Source organism: Microbacterium sp. SY138 (assembly GCF_039729145.1).
In the GTDB taxonomy this organism is placed as follows: domain Bacteria; phylum Actinomycetota; class Actinomycetes; order Actinomycetales; family Microbacteriaceae; genus Microbacterium; species Microbacterium maritypicum_A.
Window position 1 is genome coordinate 2,561,294 of sequence record NZ_CP155793.1, and the last position, 22,330, is coordinate 2,583,623.

The following is a 22,330-nucleotide window of genomic DNA, read 5'->3' on the forward strand; positions in this document are numbered from 1 at the left end:
ACACGATCGCCTGCACCACCATCCCCCACCAGAAAGCTCTTCCGCGTGACCGCTTCGTCTCCCGCCGACTTCCATCCGCTCGCCGCATCGGTGCAGCCCGTGTTCGACACGGTGCTCTCCCGCAGCCCGCACGAGCCGGAGTTCCACCAGGCCGTCCACGAGGTGCTGCACTCGATCGCCCCGGTCCTGGAACGCCACCCGGAGTACGTCGACGGCGGCATCCTCGAACGGCTCGTCGAGCCCGAGCGTCAGATCCTCTTCCGCGTGCCGTGGATCGACGACTCCGGAAAGCTGCAGGTCAACCGCGGCTACCGCATCCAGTTCTCCTCGGTGCTCGGCCCGTACAAGGGCGGACTGCGCTTCCACCCCTCGGTGAACCTGTCGATCATCAAGTTCCTCGGCTTCGAGCAGATCTTCAAGAACGCGCTCACCGGTCAGGGCATCGGCGGCGGCAAGGGCGGCTCCGACTTCGACCCGCACGGCAAGTCCGACGCCGAGGTCATGCGCTTCTGCCAGTCGTTCATGAACGAGCTGTACCGCCACCTCGGCGAGCACACCGATGTTCCCGCGGGCGACATCGGCGTCGGCGGCCGCGAGATCGGCTACCTGTTCGGCCAGTACCGCAAGGTCACCAACCGCCACGAGTCCGGCATGTTCACCGGCAAGGGCACGGGGTGGGGTGGTGCCGAAGTGCGCACCGAGGCCACCGGCTACGGCGCGGTCTTCTTCGCGCAGGAGATGCTCGCCGTGCACGACGACTCCCTGAGCGGCAAGCGTGTGGGCATCTCGGGATCCGGCAACGTCGCGATCTACGCGATCCAGAAGGCCACCCAGCTCGGCGCCACCGCGGTGACGGCTTCCGATTCCTCCGGCTACGTCGTCGACGATGCCGGCATCGACGTCGACCTGCTGCGCCAGATCAAGGAGGTCGAGCGCGCCCGCATCGTCGAGTACGCCCACCGCCGCCCGAGCGCCCGCTTCGTCGAGGGCGGCAGCGTGTGGGAGGTGCCGGTCGACATCGCCGTGCCGTCCGCCACGCAGAACGAGGTCTCCCTCGCCGACGCGGAGGCACTGATCGCCAACGGCGTGCGCGCCGTGTCGGAGGGCGCGAACATGCCCTGCGTGCCGGATGCCGTCGACGCCTTCCAGAAGGCCGGTGTGCTGTTCGCCCCCGGCAAGGCCGCGAACGCCGGTGGTGTCGCGACCTCGGCGCTCGAGATGAGCCAGAACGCCTCCCGTCAGCGCTGGAGCTTCGGCGACAGCGAGAACAAGCTGCGCGAGATCATGGGTGACATCCACGATGCCGCCTTCGACGCCGCGGAGCGTCACGGCGTCGCGGGCGACTACGTCGCCGGTGCCAACATCGCGGGCTTCGAGCGCGTCGCCGCGGCGATGCTCGCCCAGGGCGTCATCTGATCCGTCCCTTCCCGCGGCGAAAGAGCCGCCTTCCTCTTCGGAAGGCGGCTCTTCTGCGTCACGGAGCCGTCGTCAGCTCTCGTCGACCGGCACCTTGACGACCTTGTTGTACCCGGTCACCGCCTGGTTCTCGTCGAACGCGACGACCTTCTTGCGGAAGCCCTTGGTGATGATCGCGAGGTAGACGACTCCGATCGCGGTCCACACGAGGCCCCCGCGCAGAGCGTCTTCATGCAGGTTCGCCCAGAGCAGGCCGGTGAGGACCATGCCGATGCCGGGCATCACGATGAAGTTGAAGATGTCGCCGGGCGTCTTGCGACGGCCCTTGCGGATCGCGAACCAGGCGATCACCGAGATGTTGACGAACGTGAAGGCGATCAGCGCCCCGAAGTTGATCCACGCCGCGATCAGCTCCAGGGTGAACGGGATCGCCAGCAGGGAGATGGCGCCGACCAGCACGATGTTGAACGTCGGCGTGTGGGTGCGCGGGTTGATGTAGCCGAACGCCTTCTGCGGCAGCACGTTGTTGCGCCCCATCACCAACAGCATGCGCGACACCGAGGCGTGCGAGGCGAGGCCCGAGGCGAGGGTCGCGCAGAAACCGGCCGCGGTGAGCACCGCCATGAGCACGGGTCCGCCGACCAGGTTGCCGATGATCGGGAGGGTGGAGTCCTCGACGAACTGCATGTCGCCGCCGGGCGCGAACTCGTTCCAGTCGGGGAAGCGCAACTGCGTGAGGTAACCCGAGATCAGGAAGATCGCCCCGCCCAGCAGCACCGTCAACAGGATGGCCTTCGGCATGATCTTCGGATCCTTCGCCTCCTCCGCGTACATCGTGACGGCGTCGAAGCCGATGAACGAGAAGCAGACGATCGTGGCGCCCATCAGCACCGCGCCCATCGTGGCGCCGTCGTGGAAGAACGGGGTCATCGACGCGACCGTTCCCGCCCCCTCGCCGCGCATCAGCTGGGCGATCACCATCACCACGAACACGGCCATGACGACGATCGAGAACACCAGGAGGATCATGTTCATGTTCGAGGTGCCGCGCATCGTGAGGTAGATGATGGTGGTGACGAGGATGCAGTACAGCACGACCCAGATCCAGCCCGGGATCTCGGGGAACAGCGCTTCGAGGTAGCTGCGGATGATGAGGCAGTTGACCATCGGCAGCAGCACGTAGTCGATCAGCGAGGTCCACCCGACCATGAACCCCAGATTCGGGTGGATCGACTCGCGCACGTACGTGTACGCCGAACCGGCACTCGGGATCGCGCTCGAGATCTTGCCGTAGCTGATCGCCGTGAAGACCATCACGACCAAGGCGACCAGGTAGGCGGCCGGTACGACGTCGTCGGTGTCACGGGCGACCATGCCGAACGTGTCGAACACGACCGTCGGCGTCATGTATCCGAGCCCGAGCCCGACGATCGCCCACAGTCCGAGATTTCGTTTGAGCGTTCCTCCGCCGTGCGCGAGCGGCTTCGTCTTCGTGGCCATGGGTACTCCTCGGGGGACAGCGCATGGGTCGGACTTCGGGTCGTCCGACGCTGAGCAACAGTATGGACCGGAGGGAATCGTCAGCGCTACGGTGAATTCGGTTCGAAATGCGCTTTTAACATTCCGAACGACGGCGGGATTCGAAGGAGACGCCCGACCTCACCATCCCTCGGTGAGCACGCGATCCAGCATCGCGACGACGTGGTCGGCGCTCTCGGCGCTGAGGCACAGGGGCGGTTTGATCTTCAGCACGTTCGAGCGTTCCGAGGTCGTCAGCACGATGACCCCCAGTTCGCGCATCCGCTCGCAGATCGCCGCAGCCTCGGCGGCGGCAGGCTCCATGGTCTCGCGATCGCGCACGAGTTCGACGCCCAGGTACAACCCCTCGCCGTGGACGACGGCGTCGAGCGGATGCCGGTCCGCGAGGCCGCGCAGGCCCTCGGCGAGGCGGGCACCGATCACTGCGGCGTTGTGCTGCAGGTCGTCCTCGGCCATCGCGTCTAGCACCGCGATGCCGACCCGGCAGCTGAGCGTGCTTCCCCCCGCAGACGAGAAGAACTGTCCCTGCGTCGACAGCGCGTCCGCGATGCGCTTCGTCGTGATCACCCCGCCGATCGGATACCCGTTGCCCATCGGCTTCGCGATCGTGACGATGTCGGGCACGACGTCCGCGAGCTCGAATCCCCAGAAGGTCGATCCCATCCGCCCGAATCCGACCTGCACCTCGTCGGCGATGCACAGTCCACCCGCCGCCCTGATCTGTGCGTAGGCCCCGGCCAGGTAGCCGTCGGGGAGCACCACGCCTCCCGCGTTGCCGAGGATCGACTCGCACAGGAACGCGGCGACCTCTCGTCCCTCGTCCTGCAGCCGGTCGAGATCGGCAGCGAGATCGGCGAGGTAGTCGCCCGCCACGTCGGAGCCTCGATAGGTGCCGCGGAAGCGATTGGGGACATCGGCCACGTGCACCCAGTCCGGGCGCGTCGCGAGGGCGGAGGGATTGTCGTAGGCGCTGGTCGTGACCGCATCGCTCGCCATGGTCCAGCCGTGGTACGCCTCGCGCAGTGCGACGACCGTCCGCCGTCCGGTCGCGGCCTGGGCCAGACGGATCGCGAGGTCGACCGCCTCCGAGCCGCTGTTGACCAACAGGACGGTGTCGAGGTCGCTGCCCTCCGGCATCAGTTCGAGCAGCCGCTCGCTGTACTCCGCGAGATCGCGGAACAGGAACCGGGAGTTCGTGGCGAGGGTGCGCAGCTGGCGGTCCGCCGCATCCGCGACCTTCGGATGCGCGTGGCCGAGACCGGCGACGTTGTTCACCATGTCGATGTAGGTGCGCGCGGTGGTGTCGACCAGGTGGTGCCGCCAGCCGCGCTCGATCTGCGGCGGGTGCGCGTAGTAGCGCTCCTGCGCCGCCGCGAAGATGCGCTCACGGCGCGCCTGCTCCGCCGCCGAATCATCCCGCTGGGCGAAGGAGGGCAGCCCGAGCAGCGGCGCAGGATCTGCGGTGAGGCGGCGCCAGGCCGCGACCCGATCGGGGGCGATCAGTGCCGCTCCGTCCGCCTGGCGCTCCGGAGCGTCGTCGCGGTGGATTCCGACGGTCAGGCGCCGCGGCTCGAACGACGCGGCAAGCCAGCCCACGGTCTCCCCCGCATCGACGGGGCGCTCGCGCCGCTCCTCCGCATCGAGACCCGAGACCTCCAGCACCCATTCTTGGCCGTCGTCCGGACCGGTGAGGTCGAGCGCGAAGCGGGCGATCGCGCCCCGCTGCGTCACCCGTGCCTCCGTCGGTGCCACCACCCGCACCCGAGGGCCGGGAGGCAGATGCAGTTCGGTCGCGGTCGCCCAGGTATGCCCCGGGTCCGCCTCGTCGACGGTCGCGCGGGTCAGGCGGAACGCCCCGTACGGCATGACCGCCACAGCGGCGCCGAGGTCGAATGCATCGGCGACCAGAGCGTGCTCGACCGATTCCTCGAGCCAGCGCCCGTTGTCGAGGGCGGCAGACTCGACACCCGGATCGATCACGGCCACGCGACCGGTGAGATCCGGCAGCAGTGCGCGCAGCGGAGCCTCGTCGTCGTCCCCTGCGAGTTCGGGCGCGGAGAATCCCGGGGCGTCGATCCCGACCGCGGCGAGCACGTGCTCGGTCATCTCCACGAGCGGCAGCAGCGTCGCGGCGTCGAAGATCGCCTGCTCGCCCGCGACCCTCTCACGCGCGTAGTCGTTGTCCCCGTCGATCTCGAGCTGACGCCACCCGCTCGCCACCAGCAGGGCAGCGCGCAGCACCACGAGCGGCCAGACCGCCCTCGCCTCCGCATCGCCCAGCGGCACCTGGCGATGGAATGCCGCGATCGTCTCGATCACCCGCAGCGGCCGCTCCGGGTCGTGGTGCAGCATCGATGCCGCGCACACCGCCAGTTCGGCGACGCGCCAACCGAGCCCGAGGTCGCCGAGGTCGAGCACCGTGCGCGGGTGCAGCCGTGCGTCGTCGCCCCGCTCGCCCATCACGTTGTCGTCCGTGAGGTCGCCGTGGATCGTCTGCACGGGGAGCCGGTCGGCGAGAGGTTCGACGGCGGCGTGCGCCTTGGTCGCGGCGCGCAGCACCCGTCCCCGAAGTGCGGCATCGGCGATCGACGGCGCGAGCGCATCGATCTGTTCGTATGCGACGCGCATGTCCCACATCTGCCGACGATCCAGCCCGGGGTGTCGGAGCGGTTCCAGCGCGCGCACGGAGGCGGCGGCGAGCGCGCCGAACTCCGCGAGCACGACGGGTGCGAGATATCCGGAACCCACCATCGGCTCGCCCGGCGCGAACTCACTGCGCCGCGCGGCGAAGCCGTTCCAGCGCTGGGTCAGCGCACCGTCGAGGCCGGGGCGCACTGCCGGTACGCGAACGCCGGCAGCGCGGTAGGCCTCGAGAGCGACATGCTGGGCGTCGCGTTCGTCGTCGCCGAACACCGGGTTGTCGATCCGCAGCACGCTCCTCGTGCCGTCTTCTGCCGTGAGCAGGAAGTTCCGGTCCTGGTTGCTGCCGAGCTCTTCCGCTGTCGCCGTGATCCCCCAGCACTCGAGCGCGATGCGCGCGGCATCGGCCGTATCGACGTCGGGACGGACCAGGCCCACGCCCGCTGTCATGCGCGGTGCTGCCCGCGGTGCGCGTCGCCGAGGCTCACGTCGTGGGCATGCCGCGCGAGCGAGCTGCCGTAGCGCTCGGTCAGCTGCACCATCAGGTCGGGGGTGTCCCGATCGACGCCGAAGACGTGCCCCGGGAAGTCGAGATCGGGCTGTGCCGCCGCGATCTCCTCCTCACGGTCCGGCGAGAACAGCTGTGCGGGGTCGCCCACCGCCACCCAGCCGATCGGCACGACCGTGCCCTCCGGCAGCACGGCGCGACGGAGCACGATGGCGTTCACGCGCACCTCACAGCGCGGCCCGATCAGCGAGCCGTTGAACAGCCGCGACCCCGAGGCGAGGAACGTCTCGTCTCCCACCGTCGCACCGGCGATGCTCGACAGCGTGCCGATCAGGGTGTGCGACCCGATGTGCACCGCATTCGCCGCCGTCGCCCGGATGAGCGCATTCTCCATCACGATGACGTGCTCGCCGAGCGTGATCGCCCCACCCTCGGCGGTGATGACGGCACCGTGCAGAACCTGGCAGCCCGGCCCGATCTCCACATCTCCGGAGACGACGGCGGTGGGGGCGATGACGGCGGTGTCATGGACGCGGGGCCGAGCCCCGAGGTGCTCGTACAACATGCGGCCAGACTAGTACCGCGGCCCCCCGTCGCGCGCTACTCGGTCTTGGCCGGCTCGGGGAAGATCGCGGTGAACAGCTGCCCGACCCACTCGAGCAGCTGTGCGTCGGGGAGCGGCTCGAGACCCACCCCGACCGCCGCGGGGACGGTGGGCATCGGCACGACCAGCGCCTCTCCCCCGGCCACGAGCTTCGCCTTCGGGTAGAGCCGCTGCAGCCGCACCTTGATCGAGTCTTCGAGCCGCGCGGGCGCGATGCGCAGGTTCGAGCCCATCACGACGACGTCGGTCAGCCCGACCCGGGCAGCGCGACGGCGCAGACGCGAGATCGCCAACAGGCCTTCGACCTCTTCGGGCGGCGTGCCGTAGCGGTCGACGAGCTCTTCGACGACCAGATCGATCGCCTCATCCTTGGCGGTCGCCGCCGAGGCGGCGGAGAGCTTCTGGTAGGCCTCGAGCCGCAGCCGCTCGCTGTCGATGTAGTACTCGGGGATGCGCGCATCCAGGGGCAGTTCCAGGCGCAGCTCCTGCCCGGTCTCGACCTCGTCCCCGCGGAACGTCGCCACGGCCTCGCCGATCATGCGCAGGTACAGGTCGAATCCGACGCCCGCGATGTGTCCGGCCTGTTCGGCGCCGAGCAGGTTGCCCGCCCCGCGCAGTTCGAGGTCCTTCAGCGCGACCTGCATGCCGGAGCCCAGGTCGTTGTTGACCGCGATGGTCTGCAGACGGTCGGCCGCGGTCTCGCTCAGCGGCTTCATCTCGTCGTACAGGAAGTACGCGTAGGCCCGCTCGCGCCCTCGTCCGACGCGGCCACGCAGCTGGTGCAGCTGACTGAGTCCGTACTTGTCGGCGCGGTCGATGATGATCGTGTTCGCGTTCGCGATGTCGAGACCCGTCTCGATGATGGTCGTCGAGACGAGCACGTCGAACTTGCGCTCCCAGAAGTCGTCGACGACCTGCTCGAGCTGGTGCTCGCCCATCTGTCCGTGCGCGACCGCGATCCGGGCCTCGGGAACGAGTTCGGCGAGCTCGCTCGCGACGCGCTGGATCGACTGCACCCGGTTGTGCACGAAGAAGATCTGCCCTTCGCGCAGGATCTCGCGACGGATCGCCGCGGCCATCTGCTTGTCGCTGCGCGGGCCGACGAACGAGAGGATCGGGTGCCGGTCCTCCGGCGGGGTCGCCAGCGTGGACATCTCCCGGATGCCGGTGACCGCCATCTCGAGCGTGCGCGGAATCGGCGTGGCACTCATGGCGAGGATGTCGACGTTGGTCTTCATCTTCTTGAGCGCGTCCTTGTGCTCGACGCCGAACCGCTGCTCCTCGTCGATGATCATCAGGCCGAGGTCCTTGAACATCACCTGGTCGGTGAGGATGCGGTGGGTGCCGATCACCATGTCGACCGAACCCTCGAGCAGGCCTTGCAGAGTGAGACGCGCCTCCTTGTCGGTCTGGAAGCGCGACAAGGGCCGCACCTTGACAGGGAAGCCGGCGAAGCGCTCGGTGAACGTCTCGAGGTGCTGCTTCACCAGCAGCGTCGTCGGCACGAGCATCGCGACCTGCTTGCCGTCCTGGATCGCCTTGAACGCCGCACGGACCGCGACCTCGGTCTTGCCGAAGCCGACGTCGCCAGAGAGCAGCCGGTCCATCGGGATGGGCCGTTCCATGTCGGCCTTGATCTCGTCGATCGTCTGCAGCTGGTCCTGTGTCTCCGCGAACGGGAACGCCTCTTCCAACTCGCGCTGCCACGGGGTGTCCGGGCCGAACGCGTGGCCCTTCGCGCTCATGCGCGCGGAGTAGAGCTTCACGAGCTCGACCGCGATGTCGCGCACGGCCTTGCGCGCCTTGCCCTTGGCCTGCGACCAGTCGCTGCCGCCCATCTTCGAGAGCGTCGGGGCCTCGCCGCCGACGTACTTCGAGAGCAGATCGAGCTGATCCGTCGGCACGAACAGCTTGTCGCCCGGGTAGCCGCGCTTGGACGGCGCGTACTCGAGAACGAGGTAGTCGCGGATCGACTTGGTGGCGTTGCGCCCGCCGGTGGACACCTCGCGCTGGGTCATCTCGACGAAGCGGCCGATGCCGTGGGTGGCGTGCACCACGAAGTCGCCCTGCTTGAGCTGCAGCGGGTCGACCACGTTCTTGCGCCGCGAGGCGAGCTTCTTGACGACACGCTGATCGCCGCCGATGGTCCGGCCGTAGAACTCGTTGTCGGTGAGGACGGCGAGCTTCGCCTCGGCCACCTGGAAGCCGGCCTCGACGGATCCGGTGACGAGGGTCGCGACACCGCCCTCCGGTGCGTCGGTGAGCGTCTCGACCACCCGCGCGGCCAGGCCGCGGTCGGCGAGCACGTCGCGTGCGCGATCGACCAGACCGTGACCGGCGGCGATCACGACCACCCGCCAGCCGTCGGTCACCTTCGCCTCGACGAACGAGATCGCGCCGTCGACGTTGCCGTGGAAGGAGGGGATGACGGCGGCGCCGAGGTTCGTGGCCTCCGCATCGCCCTCACCGAGCCCGGCACCGAACGGGCTGAGCCGCCACCACACCCCGCCCCGGTCGCGCACGACCTCGCGCAGCTCGGCGATGGTCAGGAAGTCACCGGCCCCCAGATCTATGGGCGCGGAGGCGCCGGAGGTGGCGGCGCTCCAGGCGGCGTCGAGGAACTCGCGGTTGGTGTCGCCCAGGGTGATGGCGCGCGCACTCGATCGCTCGGGATCGATGACCGCCGTGGCGCTTCCCGCCGGCAGGTACTCGGCCAGCGACTTCAAGGGTCCGGCGACCGCGGGGAGCAGCGACTCCATGCCTTCGACCGGGATGCCCTCGGCCATCTTCTCGAGCATGCCCGAGATCGCCGGGAAGCCGCCGACGAGTGCGCGGGCCCGATCGCGGACCTCGGCCGTGAGCAGCAGTTCGCGGGTGGGCGGCAGGTCGACGCCGGTGACATCACCCGGAAGCGAGCGCTGGTCCGCGACGGAGAACGCACGGATCTGGTCGATCTCGTCGCCGAAGAACTCGACGCGATAGGGGTGCTCCGACGTGGGAGGGAAGACGTCGAGGATGCCGCCGCGCACCGCGAACTCGCCGCGCCGCGACACCATGTCGACGCGGGAGTACGCCCGTTCGACCAGCTGCTCGACCACGCGGTCGAGTTCGTGCCCCCGGCTGCCGACGCCGAGTTCGAGCGGGGCGATCTCGCCCAGGTTGCCGGCGATCGGCTGGAGCGCGGCCCGCACGGACGCGACGACGACGAGCGGGTGGTCGCCCGACCACTCCGCGATCCGGCGCAGCGTCTGCAGACGCTGACCGACCGTGTCCGGGCTCGGGCTGAGCCGCTCGTGCGGCAGCGTCTCCCAGGCGGGGAACGTGAGGATGTCGGCGTCGGGCAGGTAGGCGTGCATCGCCAGCGCGAGGCTCTCCGCCCGCCTCCCGGTCGGGACGACGGCGAGGAGGGCGGCCGGGTGTCCCGCCGCCGCCCTCTTCTCGAGCAGGCCGGCGAGCGCCGGGGCGTCGAGCCCGTCGACCAGGCCGAGGTCGGCGTCGGTGCGCGCCCAGCTGAGGGCGTCACGGTACAGAGACGCCTCTTCCAAGGCGCGCAGAATCCCCGGAACAGTCACCGGACAAGACTAGTCGCGCCCACGGACACTCCGGCCGCCGCGCCCGTCGAGGAACGCCAGCCTGCCTAGGCTGTCGGGATGGAATCCGTCGCCCTCACCACGCCCCGACTCGTCCTGCACGCCCCGACGGAGGCGGACATCGACGCGATCACCGAAGCGTGCCAGGATCCGGAGATCCCGCGCTGGACCACCGTGCCGAGTCCGTACACCCGCGAGGACGCCGCGCAGTTCGTGCGTCTGTCAGCCGCGCAGTGGGACGCCGGTTCCGAGGTCGTCTGGGGCATGTATGCGGACGGCGAGCTCGTGGGCATGATCGGTCTTCACAACATGACCGATCACTTCACGGGCGCGACCGCCGAGCTGGGCTACTGGGTGACGGCCGGCGCACGGGGCCGCGGATATCTCACCGAAGCAGCAGCGGCCGTGATCGATTGGGGTTTCGTCGGACTCCGGCTCGTCCGCATCCGCTGGCAGGCCGTCGCGGGGAACATCCCCTCGGCCCGCGCCGCCCGGGCCCTCGGCTTCCGCTACGAGGGCCTGCAGCGGCAGGCGCTGACGAGCCCGCGCGGGCGCGACGACGGCTGGATGGCCGGCCTCCTCCCCGGGGACGACCGCACGCCGGTCGACTGGCCGATCCTCTGAGGGGCGCGCCCCCGGGTGACAGTGTCGGCGCCCGATGACAGGATGAACCCATGCCGGAGATGCCGGAAGTCCAGGGCCTGACCACGTTTCTCGCCGAACGCGCCGTCGGGCGCACCATCACGCGCGCGACCGTCTCGGCGATCGCCGCGTTGAAGACCTACGATCCTCCGATCCACGCCCTCCAGGGAGCCACGATCACCGCGTCCGCGCGTCTGGGCAAGTTCGTCGTGCTCTCCTGCGGCGACGAGCTGCACCTGGTGTTCCACCTCGCGAAGGCCGGGTGGCTGCGCTGGTACGAGACGCTCCCGACCACGCTCATCAAACCGGGCAAGTCCCCCATCGCCCTGCGCATCGCCCTCGACGACGGCAGCGGTTTCGACCTCACGGAAGCGGGGACCAAGAAGTCGCTCGCCGTGTACGTGGTGCGCGATCCGCAGGAGGTGCCCGGCATCGCCCGGCTCGGCCCCGACCCTCTCGACCCCGCGTTCACGCGCGAGGCGTTCGCCGCCCTGCTCGAGGATCGGCGTATGCAGATCAAGGGGCTGCTGCGCGATCAGGCGGTGATCGCGGGCATCGGCAACGCGTACTCGGACGAGATCCTGCATGCCGCGCGCATGTCACCGTATGCGATCGCCGGAAAGCTCGACGACGCCGAGATCGACCGCCTGTTCGGAGCCATGCGCGAGACGCTGACAGAGGCGGTCGCCCAAGCCTCCGGCAAACCGCCGGCGGACCTGAAGGATGCCAAGCGCCGCGGCATGCAGGTGCACGCGCGCCGAGGAGAGGCCTGCCCGGTGTGCGGAGACACGGTCCGCAGCGTGTTCTTCGCCGACCGCTCGCTCGAGTACTGCCCCACCTGCCAGACCGGTGGCAAGGTACTGGCCGACCGCCGCCTCTCCCGACTGCTGAAGTGACGGCGGACGCGCCGCACGGTGAAGTCGTCTGTCGCGGAATGATCTGTCGCGGAATGAAATGCGCCCGAACGCGTTGAGTACACTCAGAACAACAACGTGCTCCGGGGTCGGTGGGAATCCGAACCGGCGGTGACAGTCCGCGAGCGTCTCGAGAGATCGGGATGCCGATCCGGTGGAATTCCGGGACCGACGGTGATGCGAGGGCGACCTCGCTAGTCCGGAAGGGAGGCAGCACGAGACGCATCCGTGCGTCCGTTCCGCCACCCCTGTCTGAACCCGGAGCCTCAGAGGAGGACGACGGATGGCAGTGAACGCGGCAGAGCGCCACGCGATGGATCGCGCGCTCCACCTCGCCGCCCGTGGACCGCGCGGGGCGAACCCGCAGGTCGGTGCGGTCCTCCTCTCCCCCGACGGCAGGGTCATCGCCGAGGGCTGGCACCACGGCGCCGGCACCCCCCACGCAGAGGTCGACGCGCTCTCGAAGCTCGCACCCGGCGAGGCGCGAGGAGCGACGGCCGTCGTGACCCTTGAACCCTGCAACCACACCGGCCGCACAGGCCCCTGCGCCGTCGCTCTCATCGACGCGGGCGTCGCACGCGTGGTGTACGCGCTCGACGACCCCGGTGTCGCCTCAGGCGGCGGGGCGGAACGCCTGCGGTCCGCAGGCGTCGACGTCGAGTCGGGTGAGCAGGCGGACGCTGCACACGCGCTCATCGCCGGATGGCTGACCGCCCAGCGACTCGGACGCCCCCATGTCACTGTCAAGTGGGCGCAGAGCCTCGATGGTCGCGCCGCCGCCGACGACGGGTCGAGCCAGTGGATCACGGGGCCGACCGCACGCGCCGACGTGCACCGCCGCCGGGCAGCAGCCGATGCCATCGCGGTCGGCACCGGAACAGTGATCGCCGACGACCCTGCCCTCACCGCCCGTGACGGCGACACCATGCTCCCCGACCAGCCGATCCCGGTGGTCATCGGATCCCGTCCCACTCCGGCCGACGCCGCGGTGCACCGGCATCCGCACACTCCGCTGTTCTTCGAGACCCACGATCTGCACGCGATCGTCGCCGACCTGCACGCCCGCGGCGTGCAGAGCCTGTTCGTGGAGGGCGGCCCGACGCTCGCCAGCGCCTTCATCGAGGCAGGACTCGCCGACCGCGTGCTCGCCTACATCGCCCCGGTGCTGCTCGGCGGCCGAAGGCTCGCCCTGACCGACATCGGCGTCGGTTCCATCGACGAGGCCCGACGCCTGACCGTCGACGAGTGGCTTCCCCTCGGAGACGACCTGCTCGCGATCGCGCACCCCGCGCACGCCACCGATCCCGCGGAAGACCCGCAGAACGAAGGAGCCGCCTGATGTTCACCGGAATCATCGAGGAGATGGGCGAGATCACCGCGATCGCCTCCGCGGGTGACGGCTGGCGCCTGACCGTCCGCGCGCCCCGGGCCGCAGCGGACGCCGTGCACGGCGAGTCCATCGCCGTCTCGGGTGTGTGCCTCACCGTGGTGGGGTCGACCGCCGACACCTTCGACACCGACGTGATGAAGCAGACTCTCGACGTCGCCGCGATCGGGTCGGCGACGGTCGGAACCCGCGTGAACATCGAGAAGGCGATGCCGGTCGGCGCCCGTCTCGGCGGTCACATCGTGCAGGGCCACGTCGACGGCACCGGCGACGTGCTCGAGGTGCGCCCCGGCGCGCAGTGGAGCGTGCTGCGGATCAGCCTGCCCCTCGACCTCGCCCCGCTCGTGGTCGACAAGGGGTCGATCTCGGTCGACGGCACCTCGTTGACCGTGAGCGCCGTCAGCGCCCCTGCAGACCCCTCCCCCTGGTTCGAGGTCTCGCTGATCCCCGAGACCCTCGCCGCGACCACGCTCGGCGTCCGCGCCGTCGGCGACCGCGTGAACCTGGAGACCGACATCCTCGCCCGGCACGTCGAGCGCCTGCTCGCGTTCCGCGCCGCACCGGAAGGAGGCTCGCGATGAGCCTTTCCACCATCGCCGAGGCCCTGGAGGCGCTTCGCGCCGGGCGCCCCGTCCTCGTCGCCGACGACGAGAACCGCGAGAACGAAGGCGATGTCATCCTGTCGGCAGAGCTCGCGACGCCCGAGTGGGTGGCGTGGACCGTGCGCTGGTCTTCGGGCTTCATCTGCGCCCCGATGCCCGCCGATCTCGCCGATCACCTGAACCTGCCGCCGATGGTCGCCGCCAGCGAAGACGCCCGCTCGACCGCATACACGGTGAGTGTCGACGCCGCGCAGGGGGTCACGACCGGCATCAGTGCCCACGACCGCGCCCACACGCTGAACGTGCTGTCGAACCCGGAGTCCACGTCGACCAGCATCATCCGGCCCGGCCATGTGCTGCCGCTGCGGGCGGTCGACGGCGGGGTGCGCGAGCGCAGTGGCCACACCGAGGCCGCGGTCGAACTCATGAAGCTCGCCGGTCTCCGCCCCGTCGGCGCGATCGCGGAGGTCGTGGCGGAGGACGGCAGCATGATGCGCCTTCCCGGCCTGATCGAGCTCGGTGCGCGCGACGGCGTGCCGGTCATCACGATCGAGCAGCTGATCGCCCACCTCAACGAGATCGATCCCGAGGGCGCCACCCCGAGTGCGCATCGCGGCCGTCGCGTGAGCCTGCGCGCCGACGCCACCGTGCCCACCACGCACGGCACCTTCCGCTTCCTCGCCTACAAGGACCGCATCACCGGCACCGACCACATCGCCGTCGTCTCGGGCGAACTCGGCGAGACCGCGCTCGTGCGGGTGCACTCGGAGTGCCTGACCGGCGAGGCGTTCGGCTCGCTCAAATGCGAGTGCGGCCCGCAGCTCGACTCCGCCCTCGACGCGATCGAGAAGGAAGGCGGGATCGTCATCTACATGCGCGGCCACGAGGGTCGAGGGATCGGCCTCATCAACAAGCTGCGCGCCTACAGCCTGCAGGAGGAGGGGCTCGACACGGTCGACGCCAACCTCGCGCTGGGGCTGCCAGCCGATGCCCGCGACTACGCAGCGGCGGCCGGCATCCTCTCCGACCTGGGCGTGTCGAAGGTGCGCCTGCTGACGAACAACACCGACAAGGTCGTGCAGCTGCGCGAGCTCGGCCTCGACGTCGTCGAGCAGGTGCCGCTGATCGTCGGTGTGGGACCCAACAACCACCAGTACTTGGAGACCAAGCGTGACCGGATGGGTCACATCATCGGCGAAGCGGAACTCGCAGAGGCGCTCGCCCACGGAGAGGACGACAAATGAGCGGCGCAGGAGCACCCGAGATCGGCACCATCGACGGACGCGGTCTGAACGTCGTCATCGTGGCCGGAACCTGGCACGAGACGATCTCGAACGGCTTGATCGCCGGTGCGGAGCGCGTGCTGGACGCGGCCCGGGCCACGCACCGACTGGTGCGCGTGCCCGGCTCGTTCGAACTCGCGATCGCCGCCCAGGCGGCCTTCGCCGGCGGGGCGGATGCCGTCGTCGCACTCGGCGTGATCATCCGCGGGGGCACACCGCACTTCGAGTACGTGTCGGCGGCGACCACCGATGGCCTCACCCGCGTCGCCCTCGACGCCGGCAAGCCCGTCGGCTTCGGCGTGCTCACCCTCGACGACGAGCAGCAGGGTCTCGACCGTGCGGGCCTGGAGGGCTCCAAGGAGGACAAGGGCGCCGAAGCAGCGGATGCTGCCCTGCGCACGGCGCTCGTGACACGGGAGCTGCGCGGCTGAGGTCAGCCTGCCCTTGCTAGCGTGAAAGGGCTCTGCACTCGTACGGTGAGGGCATGGAGACTCTCCGTCATATCGTGCTGTTCGTCCACCTCATCGGATTCGCCGTGCTCTTCGGCTCCTGGGCCGCGCAGGCGTTCGGCGGAAAGCGTGAGTTCACGCGCCTGATGAACATCGGCATGGCGATCGCCGCGGTCGCGGGCCTCGCGCTCGCGGCGCCGTGGGGCATCTCCTATGAGCTCAACTACGTCAAGATCGGCGTCAAGCTCGTGATCCTGCTCATCATCGGTGCCCTGCTCGGAATCGGCCTGGGTCGTCAGCGCCGCGGTGCGGCCATCCCGCCGGCGGTGTTCTGGCTCGTCGGCATCCTCACCGCCGTCAACGCCGCGATCGCCGCGATCTGGCGCTGAGCCGTCAGCGCGTCCGCGGCGCCGCCGTGCTCGCCCGCACGATGAGTTCGGTACCGACGAGCGGGGTCTGCTGACGCTCGACACCGTCGAGCTCGGCGAGCAGCGCGTCCACCGCGAGCGCGCCCACGCGCTCCGGGTGCTGCTGCACGGTCGTCAGCGGCGGCCAGAGCTGTGCCGCATCGGGCAGTCCGTCGAACCCGACGATGCTCACGTCTCGCGGCACGTCGAGCCCGATCTCTCGGAACGCACGCAGCACGCCGATCGCCATCTGGTCGTTCGCCACGAACACCGCGGTGACACCGTCGATCGCACGCAGTTCGAGACCGGCTGCGTAGCCGGACGACGCGGTCCAGTCCCCCGCCAGCGGCTCCGGGACCGTACGCCCGTGCGTCTCGAGCGTCTCCCGCCACGCTTCACGGCGGCGCTCGGCGGAGTAGGAGCGCGCGGGGCCGGTGACGTGCCACACGGTGTCGTGACCGAGTTCGAGCAGGTGCTCGGTCGCGAGCCGAGCGCCCTGCGCCTGATCGGTATCGACGAACGGATGCGTCGCCGTGCGGTTCGAGTCGACGAATACGACGGGAAGCGCCTCGGGGATCTCGATGTCGGCCTCGTCGAGCTGATGCGCCTCGATCACGATGATGATGCCGTCGACCGCGTGCTCCTCCAGCCGACGGAACGCACCGGCCACGGTCTCGCCCGCGCTCGACTCGACGGGGATGAGAGTGAGCGCGTAGCCGAGCTGGGCGGCGCGCACGGCGATCGCATCGAGCGTGCGCTGGTTCCCGTAAGAGCTGAACGAGAACATCACGACGCCGATCGTGCGGAATCGCCCTGACCGGAGTGCGCGGGCGGCGCTGTTCGGCCGGTACCCCAGATTGTGCATGGCAGCCTCGACGCGCTCGCGCGTGGCGGCGCCGACGTAGCCCCTGGCATTGACGACACGCGACACGGTCTGGCCGGAGACGCCGGCCTCGCGGGCCACGTCTTCCATCGAGGGCTCACGTCGACGCGTCGACGTCTCTGTCGGATGCTCCGGGGTCACGATCACCCATCCCCTCATATGTTGACGTTGACAGACTACCAGTCGGTCCAATATGTTGACGTTGACACACGGCGCACGGTGCGCCCGAAACGTAAGAAGGACTCGTCGATGACGACTGAAATCCCCGCAGCCCCGGGTGCCCCCGGCATCCGGCGCCGCGACAAGCGCGACTGGAGGGGATGGGCCTTCGTCGGCCCGTTCATGGTCGTGTTCGCCCTGGTGTTCCTGACGCCGCTCGCCTATGCGCTGTACCTGAGCTTCTTCCAGGAGAAGCTCATCGGCGGCACCGCGTTCGTGGGGCTCGACAACTACGTCCGCGCCCTGAGCGACCCGCAGTTCTGGGAGGCGTTCGGCCGCGTACTGGTCTTCCTCGTCGTGCAGGTGCCGATCATGCTGATCCTGGCCCTCGGCGCCGCCCTCGCCCTCGACAGCGCCCGCCTGCGCGGAGCGTCGTTCTTCCGCATCCTGATCTTCCTGCCCTACGCGGTGCCGGCCGTGGTGGCGGTGCTGATGTGGGGCTACATCTACGGCGACCAGTTCGGCCTCACGAGCAACATCAACGACATCCTCGGCGTCGATGCGATCACGCCGTTCGCCAAGGAGTGGATGCTGGTCTCGATCGGCAACATCGTCACCTGGGAGTTCGTCGGCTACAACATGCTGATCTTCTACTCGTCGCTCAAGACCATCCCGACCGACATGTACGAGGCGGCCTCCCTCGACGGCGCCGGGGCGTGGCGCACGATCTTCTCGATCAAGATCCCGTCCGTGCGCGGAGCGCTCGTGATCGCCACGATCTTCTCGATCATCGGCAGCTTCCAGCTCTTCAACGAGCCCAACATCCTGCGCCCCCTGGCCCCGAACGTGATCACGACGTTCTTCACGCCGAACATGTACGCGTACAACCTGTCGTTCGCGGGGCAGCAGTTCAACTACGCCGCGACGATCGCCATCATCATGGGCGTCATCACCGCGGTCATCGCCTACGTCGTGCAGCTGCGCGGCTCGAAGTCGGAGGTGCGCTGACATGGCACTCCCCCTCGCCCGCCCCGCGCACCGCCGCCACGATCCGCTGAAGCCGCGCACGTCGAACACCCTGCTGATCGTCATGATCCTCTACGCGCTGTATACGCTCGTGCCCCTGGTGTGGCTGCTGTTCAGTTCGACCAAGACGCAGGCGGGACTCTTCAGCTCGTTCGGACTGTGGCTCGCCGACGACTTCGCATTCTTCGACAACCTGGTCGCCACGTTCTCGTATCGCGACGGCATCTTCCTGCGCTGGCTCGGGAACACCCTCCTGTACGTCGTGGTCGGCGCCGGGGGCGCGACGCTGCTCGCCACCATGGCCGGCTACGGACTCGCGAAGTTCCGCTTCCCCGGACGCCGTGCGGTGTTCGCCGTGGTCCTGGGCGCCGTGGCGGTGCCCGGCACCGCCCTCGCGGTCCCGACCTTCCTGCTGTTCAGCGAGCTCGGACTGACGAACACGCCGTGGGCGGTGATCATCCCGTCCCTCATCAGTCCCTTCGGTCTGTACCTGATCTGGGTGTTCGCGTCGGAGTCGGTGCCGACCGAGCTGCTCGAGGCGGCCCGCATCGACGGCGCAGGAGAGTTCCGCACGTTCTTCACGATCTCGATGCGGCTGCTCGCGCCCGGCATCGTGACGGTCGCGCTGTTCACGGTGGTCGCCACCTGGAACAACTACTTCCTGCCCCTGATCATGCTCTCGGACCCCGCCTGGTATCCGCTCACGGTCGGCTTGAACCAGTGGAGCGCCCAGGCCACCGGCGCGGGGTCCCAGCCCATCTACAACCTCGTGATCATGGGCTCGCTGCTCACGATCGTGCCGATCGTCATCGCCTTCCTGCTGCTGCAGCGCTTCTGGCAGTCAGGTCTCACCGCGGGAAGCGTCAAGCAGTAGCTCCCCGTACCCCCTGCATCACCTCTGCGATCCGACGCTGGACCGCACCTCCCGAAAGGACACAGCAATGAAGCACCTTCCCTCCCCGACGCGGCGCACCCTCGCGGTGCTCGCCGCAGGAACCGTGGCAGCGCTGGCGCTGGCCGGATGCAGCACCGGCGGCGACGCCGGCGCCGGCAACACGGGTTCCGGCTCGTTCGACTCCGTCGAAGCGGCGCTCGAGAAGGGCGGCGAGATCACGTACTGGTCGTGGACACCGTCGGCCGAGGCCCAGGTCGAGGCCTTCCAGAAGGAGTACCCGAACGTCAAGGTCAAGCTGGTGAACGCCGGCACCAACAACGAGGAGTACACCAAGCTGCAGAACGCCATCAAGGCGGGCTCCGGCGCTCCGGACGTCGTGCAGATCGAGTACTACGCGTTCCCGCAGTTCGCGCTGACGGACGCCTTCACCGACTTGTCGCAGTACGGGTTCGCCGACTTCGAGGACGACTACACCGCCTCCACCTGGAACTCCGTCACCGACGGCGACGCGATCTACGGTCTGCCGCAGGATTCCGGCCCCATGGCCCTGTTCTACAACAAGACCGTGTTCGATGCGGCCGGTGTCGCCGTCCCCACCACCTGGGACGAGTACTACGAGGCCGCCAAGGCGATCCACGCGGCGAACCCCGACGCGTACATCACCAACGACACGGGAGATGCGGGCTTCGCGACCTCGATGATCTGGCAGGCCGGGGGAAAGCCGTTCGAGACCTCCGGCACCGACGTCACGATCGACCTGCAGGACACCGGCTCGAAGAAGTGGACCGAGAACTGGAACCGCCTCGTCGAGGAGGACCTGCTGGCCCCGTACGGCAGCTGGAGCGACGAATGGTTCCGCGCCCTCGGCGACGGCAGCCTGGCGAGCCTCGTGATCGGCGCGTGGATGCCCGCGAACCTCATCTCCGGTGCCCCTGACGGCGCCGGAGACTGGCGCGTCGCGCCGATGCCGACGTACGACGGTTCCCCGGCGAGCGCGGAGAACGGCGGGGGCGGGCAGGCCGTCACGAAGCAGAGCAAGAACCCGGAGCTGGCGGCGGGCTTCCTGTGGTGGCTGAACAACTCCGAGGAGAGCATCTCAATCGCCCTCGAGTCCGGCGGATTCCCGTCGACGACCGCGGAGCTGTCCAGCACGGAGTTCCTCGCCGAGGCGCCGGAGTACTTCGGCGGCCAGAAGATCAACGAGGTCCTCGCGGCCGCGGCCGATGACGTGGTCGAGGGCTGGAGCTACCTGCCCTACCAGGTGTACGGGAACAGCATCTTCGGCGACACCGTCGGCCAGTCGTACCAGAACGGCACCGACCTGAACGAGGGCCTCACCGCCTGGCAGGACGCGCTGGTCGAGTACGGCAACTCCCAGGGCTTCAGCGTCAACAAGTGACCCCGCGGCTGAGCCGGCCCGGTCCCCGCCGGGCCGGCTCCGCCCGCCTCATCGAAAGCACCACGACACGTGACCTCCTTCTCCCTCGGCGACACCGACTTCCTCCGCGACGGACAGCCGCACCAGGTGATCTCCGGCGCCATCCACTACTTCCGCGTGCACCCCGACCAGTGGCGCGACCGCATCCGCAAAGCCCGACTGATGGGACTGAACACGATCGAGACCTACGTCGCCTGGAACGCGCACGAACCTCGGCGCGGAGAGTGGGACGCTAGTGGATGGAACGATCTGGGGCGCTTCCTCGACCTGGTGCACGCCGAGGGCCTCGACGCGATCGTGCGCCCCGGCCCCTACATCTGCGCCGAGTGGCACAACGGCGGACTGCCGGTGTGGCTCACGGGCAGCGTCGAAGGACTGCGCTCCTCCGCTCCGGCCTTCCTCGCCGAGGTAACCGCCTACCTGCGCCGCGTGTACGACATCGTCGCACCGCGGCAGATCGACCACGGTGGGCCGGTGATCCTGGTGCAGATCGAGAACGAGTACGGCGCCTACGGCGCCGACCGCGCCTATCTCGAGTCGCTGGTGACCACGACTCGCGATGCCGGGATCACCGTTCCGCTGACGACCGTGGATCAGCCCGTCGATCGGATGCTGAGCGACGGAAGCCTCCCCGGGCTGCACAAGACCGGATCCTTCGGCTCCCGGAGCACCGAACGGCTCGCCACCCTGCGCCGCCATCAGCCCACGGGTCCGCTGATGTGCGCGGAGTTCTGGGACGGATGGTTCGACTGGTGGGGCGGCGTGCATCACACGACCGATGTCGCCGCGGCCGCCGCCGACCTCGACGAGCTGCTGGCGGCCGGCGCCTCGGTCAACATCTACATGTTCCACGGCGGCACCAACTTCGGGCTGACCAACGGCGCGAACGACAAGGGGCGCTACCTGCCCCTGGTGACCTCCTACGACTACGACGCCCCGCTCGATGAGACGGGGAACCCGACGGAGAAGTTCTTCGCCTTCCGCGAGGTGATCGCCCGCTACGCGCCGGTGCCCGACGAGGTGCCCGCGGCGGCCGAGGCGTCCCCCGCGTTCGAGGTTCCGCTTCGAGCGGCGGGACCGTGGACCGATGTCGCGGGGGCTGCGCCGACCACCGCCCTGCCGCAGACCTTCGACGAGCTCGGACATCTGAGCGCCCTCGTACGTTACGACACCGAGCTGCCGGCAGGAGCGGGCGGGCTCCTCGTCGTCGACGACGTGCGCGACCTGGCTTGGGTGAGCGTCGACGGTCACCCGGTCGGCACACTCGCCCGCACTCGGCACGACCGCGCGATCCGGATCCCGGATGGCCGCAGCCTCCGCATTCTCGTCGAGGATCAGGGGCGCGTGAACTACGACCGTCGTCTGGGCGAGGAGAAGGGGCTGATCGGCGAGATCACCCTCGACGGTGCGCCCGTGACGGGCTGGCGAGCGACGACCCTGGATGTCGCGGAGATCGCCGCGGAGATCGATGCGGACGGCGGCCGCGAGCGCGGCCGGGAGGTCGGTCCCGCCGCGTGGACGGCCGAGTTCTCCCTGGATGCCCCTGCGGATCTCTTCGTCGACACCGCATCGTGGAGCAAGGGCTACGCGTTCGTGAACGGATTCTTCCTCGGTCGATATTGGCGCAACGGCCCGCAGCGCACGCTCGCCGTGCCCGCACCCGTCACCCGAGCGGGCGCCAATCACCTCGTCGTGCTGGAGCTCGAAGACGTGCTGCAGCCGCGCGCCGTCTTCGTCGGAGCCCCCGCGCTCGGCGACACGGAGGAATAGTCCCCGCGCGGGAGGCGGGCGGACCGCTCACGTCAGCGGCACCGGTGTCGCGTCCACCATCGTCCCCTCGATCCCGACCCGCATCATCGTGCAGACGGGCTGCCGTCGCCGATCCGTGGGAGACCCGGGGCCGGGTCCCGCTGCGAGATGACACGCGAAACACGCGCACAGCAAACAC

The 22,330-nt window shown here is 69.2% G+C and carries 17 protein-coding genes; 12 read left to right on the forward strand and 5 right to left on the reverse strand.

Annotation, left to right across the window (positions count from 1 at the left end):
• Nucleotides 1-45: 45 nt before the first annotated feature.
• On the forward strand, nt 46-1,416 hold the full coding sequence (gene gdhA, locus ABDC25_RS12175; protein WP_021199508.1) for an NADP-specific glutamate dehydrogenase: 1,371 nt from the start codon (nt 46-48) through the stop codon (nt 1,414-1,416).
• A 72-nt stretch (nt 1,417-1,488) separates the two neighbouring features.
• On the opposite strand, the gene ABDC25_RS12180 is transcribed toward gdhA, so the two are convergent.
• The 4 genes from ABDC25_RS12180 to mfd form a co-directional block, all read right to left on the reverse strand.
• A complete protein-coding gene (locus tag ABDC25_RS12180) occupies nt 1,489-2,916 on the reverse strand; it encodes an APC family permease (RefSeq protein WP_021199507.1) in 1,428 nt (475 codons plus the stop codon).
• A 159-nt stretch (nt 2,917-3,075) separates the two neighbouring features.
• Nucleotides 3,076-6,045, reverse strand: coding sequence for an aminotransferase (locus tag ABDC25_RS12185; RefSeq protein WP_347123066.1), 2,970 nt, complete (start codon nt 6,043-6,045; stop codon nt 3,076-3,078).
• Nucleotides 6,042-6,668 carry a gamma carbonic anhydrase family protein gene (locus tag ABDC25_RS12190; protein ID WP_021199505.1) on the reverse strand — a complete coding sequence of 209 codons (627 nt, stop codon included), beginning with the start codon at nt 6,666-6,668 and terminating at the stop codon, nt 6,042-6,044. Before ABDC25_RS12190 ends, ABDC25_RS12185 begins: the two co-directional genes overlap by 4 nt.
• A gap of 35 nt (nt 6,669-6,703) precedes the next feature.
• Nucleotides 6,704-10,279 carry a transcription-repair coupling factor gene (gene mfd / locus ABDC25_RS12195; protein WP_031207203.1) on the reverse strand — a complete coding sequence of 1,192 codons (3,576 nt, stop codon included), beginning with the start codon at nt 10,277-10,279 and terminating at the stop codon, nt 6,704-6,706.
• A gap of 78 nt (nt 10,280-10,357) precedes the next feature.
• Here mfd and ABDC25_RS12200 point away from each other — a divergent pair, with 78 nt between their 5' ends.
• The 7 genes from ABDC25_RS12200 (at nt 10,358) to ABDC25_RS12230 (ending at nt 15,963) form a co-directional block, all read left to right on the forward strand.
• The gene (locus tag ABDC25_RS12200; RefSeq protein WP_021199503.1) at nt 10,358-10,921 is read left to right on the forward strand and encodes a GNAT family N-acetyltransferase; all 564 of its coding nucleotides are present in this window, start codon (nt 10,358-10,360) and stop codon (nt 10,919-10,921) included.
• Nucleotides 10,922-10,971: 50 nt separating this feature from the next.
• Nucleotides 10,972-11,835 (forward strand): DNA-formamidopyrimidine glycosylase family protein, encoded by an 864-nt coding sequence (locus ABDC25_RS12205; RefSeq protein WP_021199502.1) that lies wholly within the window; start codon nt 10,972-10,974, stop codon nt 11,833-11,835.
• A 301-nt stretch (nt 11,836-12,136) separates the two neighbouring features.
• Entirely contained in the window at nt 12,137-13,192 is a 1,056-nt protein-coding gene (gene ribD, locus ABDC25_RS12210; protein WP_347123067.1) for a bifunctional diaminohydroxyphosphoribosylaminopyrimidine deaminase/5-amino-6-(5-phosphoribosylamino)uracil reductase RibD, read from the forward strand.
• Entirely contained in the window at nt 13,192-13,821 is a 630-nt protein-coding gene (locus ABDC25_RS12215; protein WP_167253165.1) for a riboflavin synthase, read from the forward strand. Before ribD ends, ABDC25_RS12215 begins: the two co-directional genes overlap by 1 nt.
• The gene (ribA, locus tag ABDC25_RS12220; protein WP_347123068.1) at nt 13,818-15,086 is read left to right on the forward strand and encodes a GTP cyclohydrolase II; all 1,269 of its coding nucleotides are present in this window, start codon (nt 13,818-13,820) and stop codon (nt 15,084-15,086) included. Before ABDC25_RS12215 ends, ribA begins: the two co-directional genes overlap by 4 nt.
• Nucleotides 15,083-15,556: a 6,7-dimethyl-8-ribityllumazine synthase gene (gene ribH / locus ABDC25_RS12225; protein ID WP_021201043.1), complete on the forward strand. Its 474-nt coding sequence runs from the start codon at nt 15,083-15,085 to the stop codon at nt 15,554-15,556. Before ribA ends, ribH begins: the two co-directional genes overlap by 4 nt.
• A 53-nt stretch (nt 15,557-15,609) precedes the next feature.
• Complete coding sequence (locus ABDC25_RS12230) at nt 15,610-15,963, forward strand: hypothetical protein (protein WP_029260425.1); 354 nt, start codon at nt 15,610-15,612, stop codon at nt 15,961-15,963.
• Nucleotides 15,964-15,967: 4 nt separating this feature from the next.
• Here the strand turns inward: ABDC25_RS12230 and ABDC25_RS12235 are convergent, their stop codons facing one another.
• On the reverse strand, nt 15,968-16,954 hold the full coding sequence (locus ABDC25_RS12235; RefSeq protein ID WP_347125994.1) for a LacI family DNA-binding transcriptional regulator: 987 nt from the start codon (nt 16,952-16,954) through the stop codon (nt 15,968-15,970).
• A gap of 159 nt (nt 16,955-17,113) precedes the next feature.
• Here ABDC25_RS12235 and ABDC25_RS12240 point away from each other — a divergent pair, with 159 nt between their 5' ends.
• The 4 genes from ABDC25_RS12240 to ABDC25_RS12255 all read left to right on the forward strand — a co-directional run bounded on the left by ABDC25_RS12240 (nt 17,114) and on the right by ABDC25_RS12255 (nt 22,152).
• Nucleotides 17,114-18,031: a sugar ABC transporter permease gene (locus ABDC25_RS12240; protein ID WP_021201040.1), complete on the forward strand. Its 918-nt coding sequence runs from the start codon at nt 17,114-17,116 to the stop codon at nt 18,029-18,031.
• Nucleotides 18,032-18,113: 82 nt separating this feature from the next.
• Nucleotides 18,114-18,923 (forward strand): carbohydrate ABC transporter permease, encoded by an 810-nt coding sequence (locus tag ABDC25_RS12245; protein WP_347125996.1) that lies wholly within the window; start codon nt 18,114-18,116, stop codon nt 18,921-18,923.
• A 67-nt stretch (nt 18,924-18,990) separates the two neighbouring features.
• Entirely contained in the window at nt 18,991-20,343 is a 1,353-nt protein-coding gene (locus tag ABDC25_RS12250) for a sugar ABC transporter substrate-binding protein (RefSeq protein WP_347123069.1), read from the forward strand.
• A gap of 69 nt (nt 20,344-20,412) precedes the next feature.
• Nucleotides 20,413-22,152, forward strand: a complete 1,740-nt coding sequence (locus ABDC25_RS12255; protein WP_347123070.1) for a beta-galactosidase family protein — start codon at nt 20,413-20,415, stop codon at nt 22,150-22,152.
• Nucleotides 22,153-22,330: the final 178 nt, after the last annotated feature.

Coding starts and splice junctions, on each gene's coding strand:
- ABDC25_RS12245 (WP_347125996.1), top strand. CDS start 18,114: ATGATCCTCTACGCGCTGTATACGCTCGTGCCCCTGGTGTGGCTGCTG.
- ribA (WP_347123068.1), top strand. CDS start 13,818: ATGAGCCTTTCCACCATCGCCGAGGCCCTGGAGGCGCTTCGCGCCGGG.
- ABDC25_RS12230 (WP_029260425.1), top strand. CDS start 15,610: ATGGAGACTCTCCGTCATATCGTGCTGTTCGTCCACCTCATCGGATTC.
- ABDC25_RS12205 (WP_021199502.1), top strand. CDS start 10,972: ATGCCGGAGATGCCGGAAGTCCAGGGCCTGACCACGTTTCTCGCCGAA.
- ABDC25_RS12185 (WP_347123066.1), bottom strand. CDS start 6,045: ATGACAGCGGGCGTGGGCCTGGTCCGTCCCGACGTCGATACGGCCGAT.
- ABDC25_RS12250 (WP_347123069.1), top strand. CDS start 18,991: ATGAAGCACCTTCCCTCCCCGACGCGGCGCACCCTCGCGGTGCTCGCC.
- ribD (WP_347123067.1), top strand. CDS start 12,137: ATGGCAGTGAACGCGGCAGAGCGCCACGCGATGGATCGCGCGCTCCAC.
- ABDC25_RS12235 (WP_347125994.1), bottom strand. CDS start 16,954: ATGGAAGACGTGGCCCGCGAGGCCGGCGTCTCCGGCCAGACCGTGTCG.
- ribH (WP_021201043.1), top strand. CDS start 15,083: ATGAGCGGCGCAGGAGCACCCGAGATCGGCACCATCGACGGACGCGGT.
- ABDC25_RS12240 (WP_021201040.1), top strand. CDS start 17,114: ATGACGACTGAAATCCCCGCAGCCCCGGGTGCCCCCGGCATCCGGCGC.
- ABDC25_RS12215 (WP_167253165.1), top strand. CDS start 13,192: ATGTTCACCGGAATCATCGAGGAGATGGGCGAGATCACCGCGATCGCC.
- ABDC25_RS12190 (WP_021199505.1), bottom strand. CDS start 6,668: ATGTTGTACGAGCACCTCGGGGCTCGGCCCCGCGTCCATGACACCGCC.
- ABDC25_RS12180 (WP_021199507.1), bottom strand. CDS start 2,916: ATGGCCACGAAGACGAAGCCGCTCGCGCACGGCGGAGGAACGCTCAAA.
- ABDC25_RS12200 (WP_021199503.1), top strand. CDS start 10,358: ATGGAATCCGTCGCCCTCACCACGCCCCGACTCGTCCTGCACGCCCCG.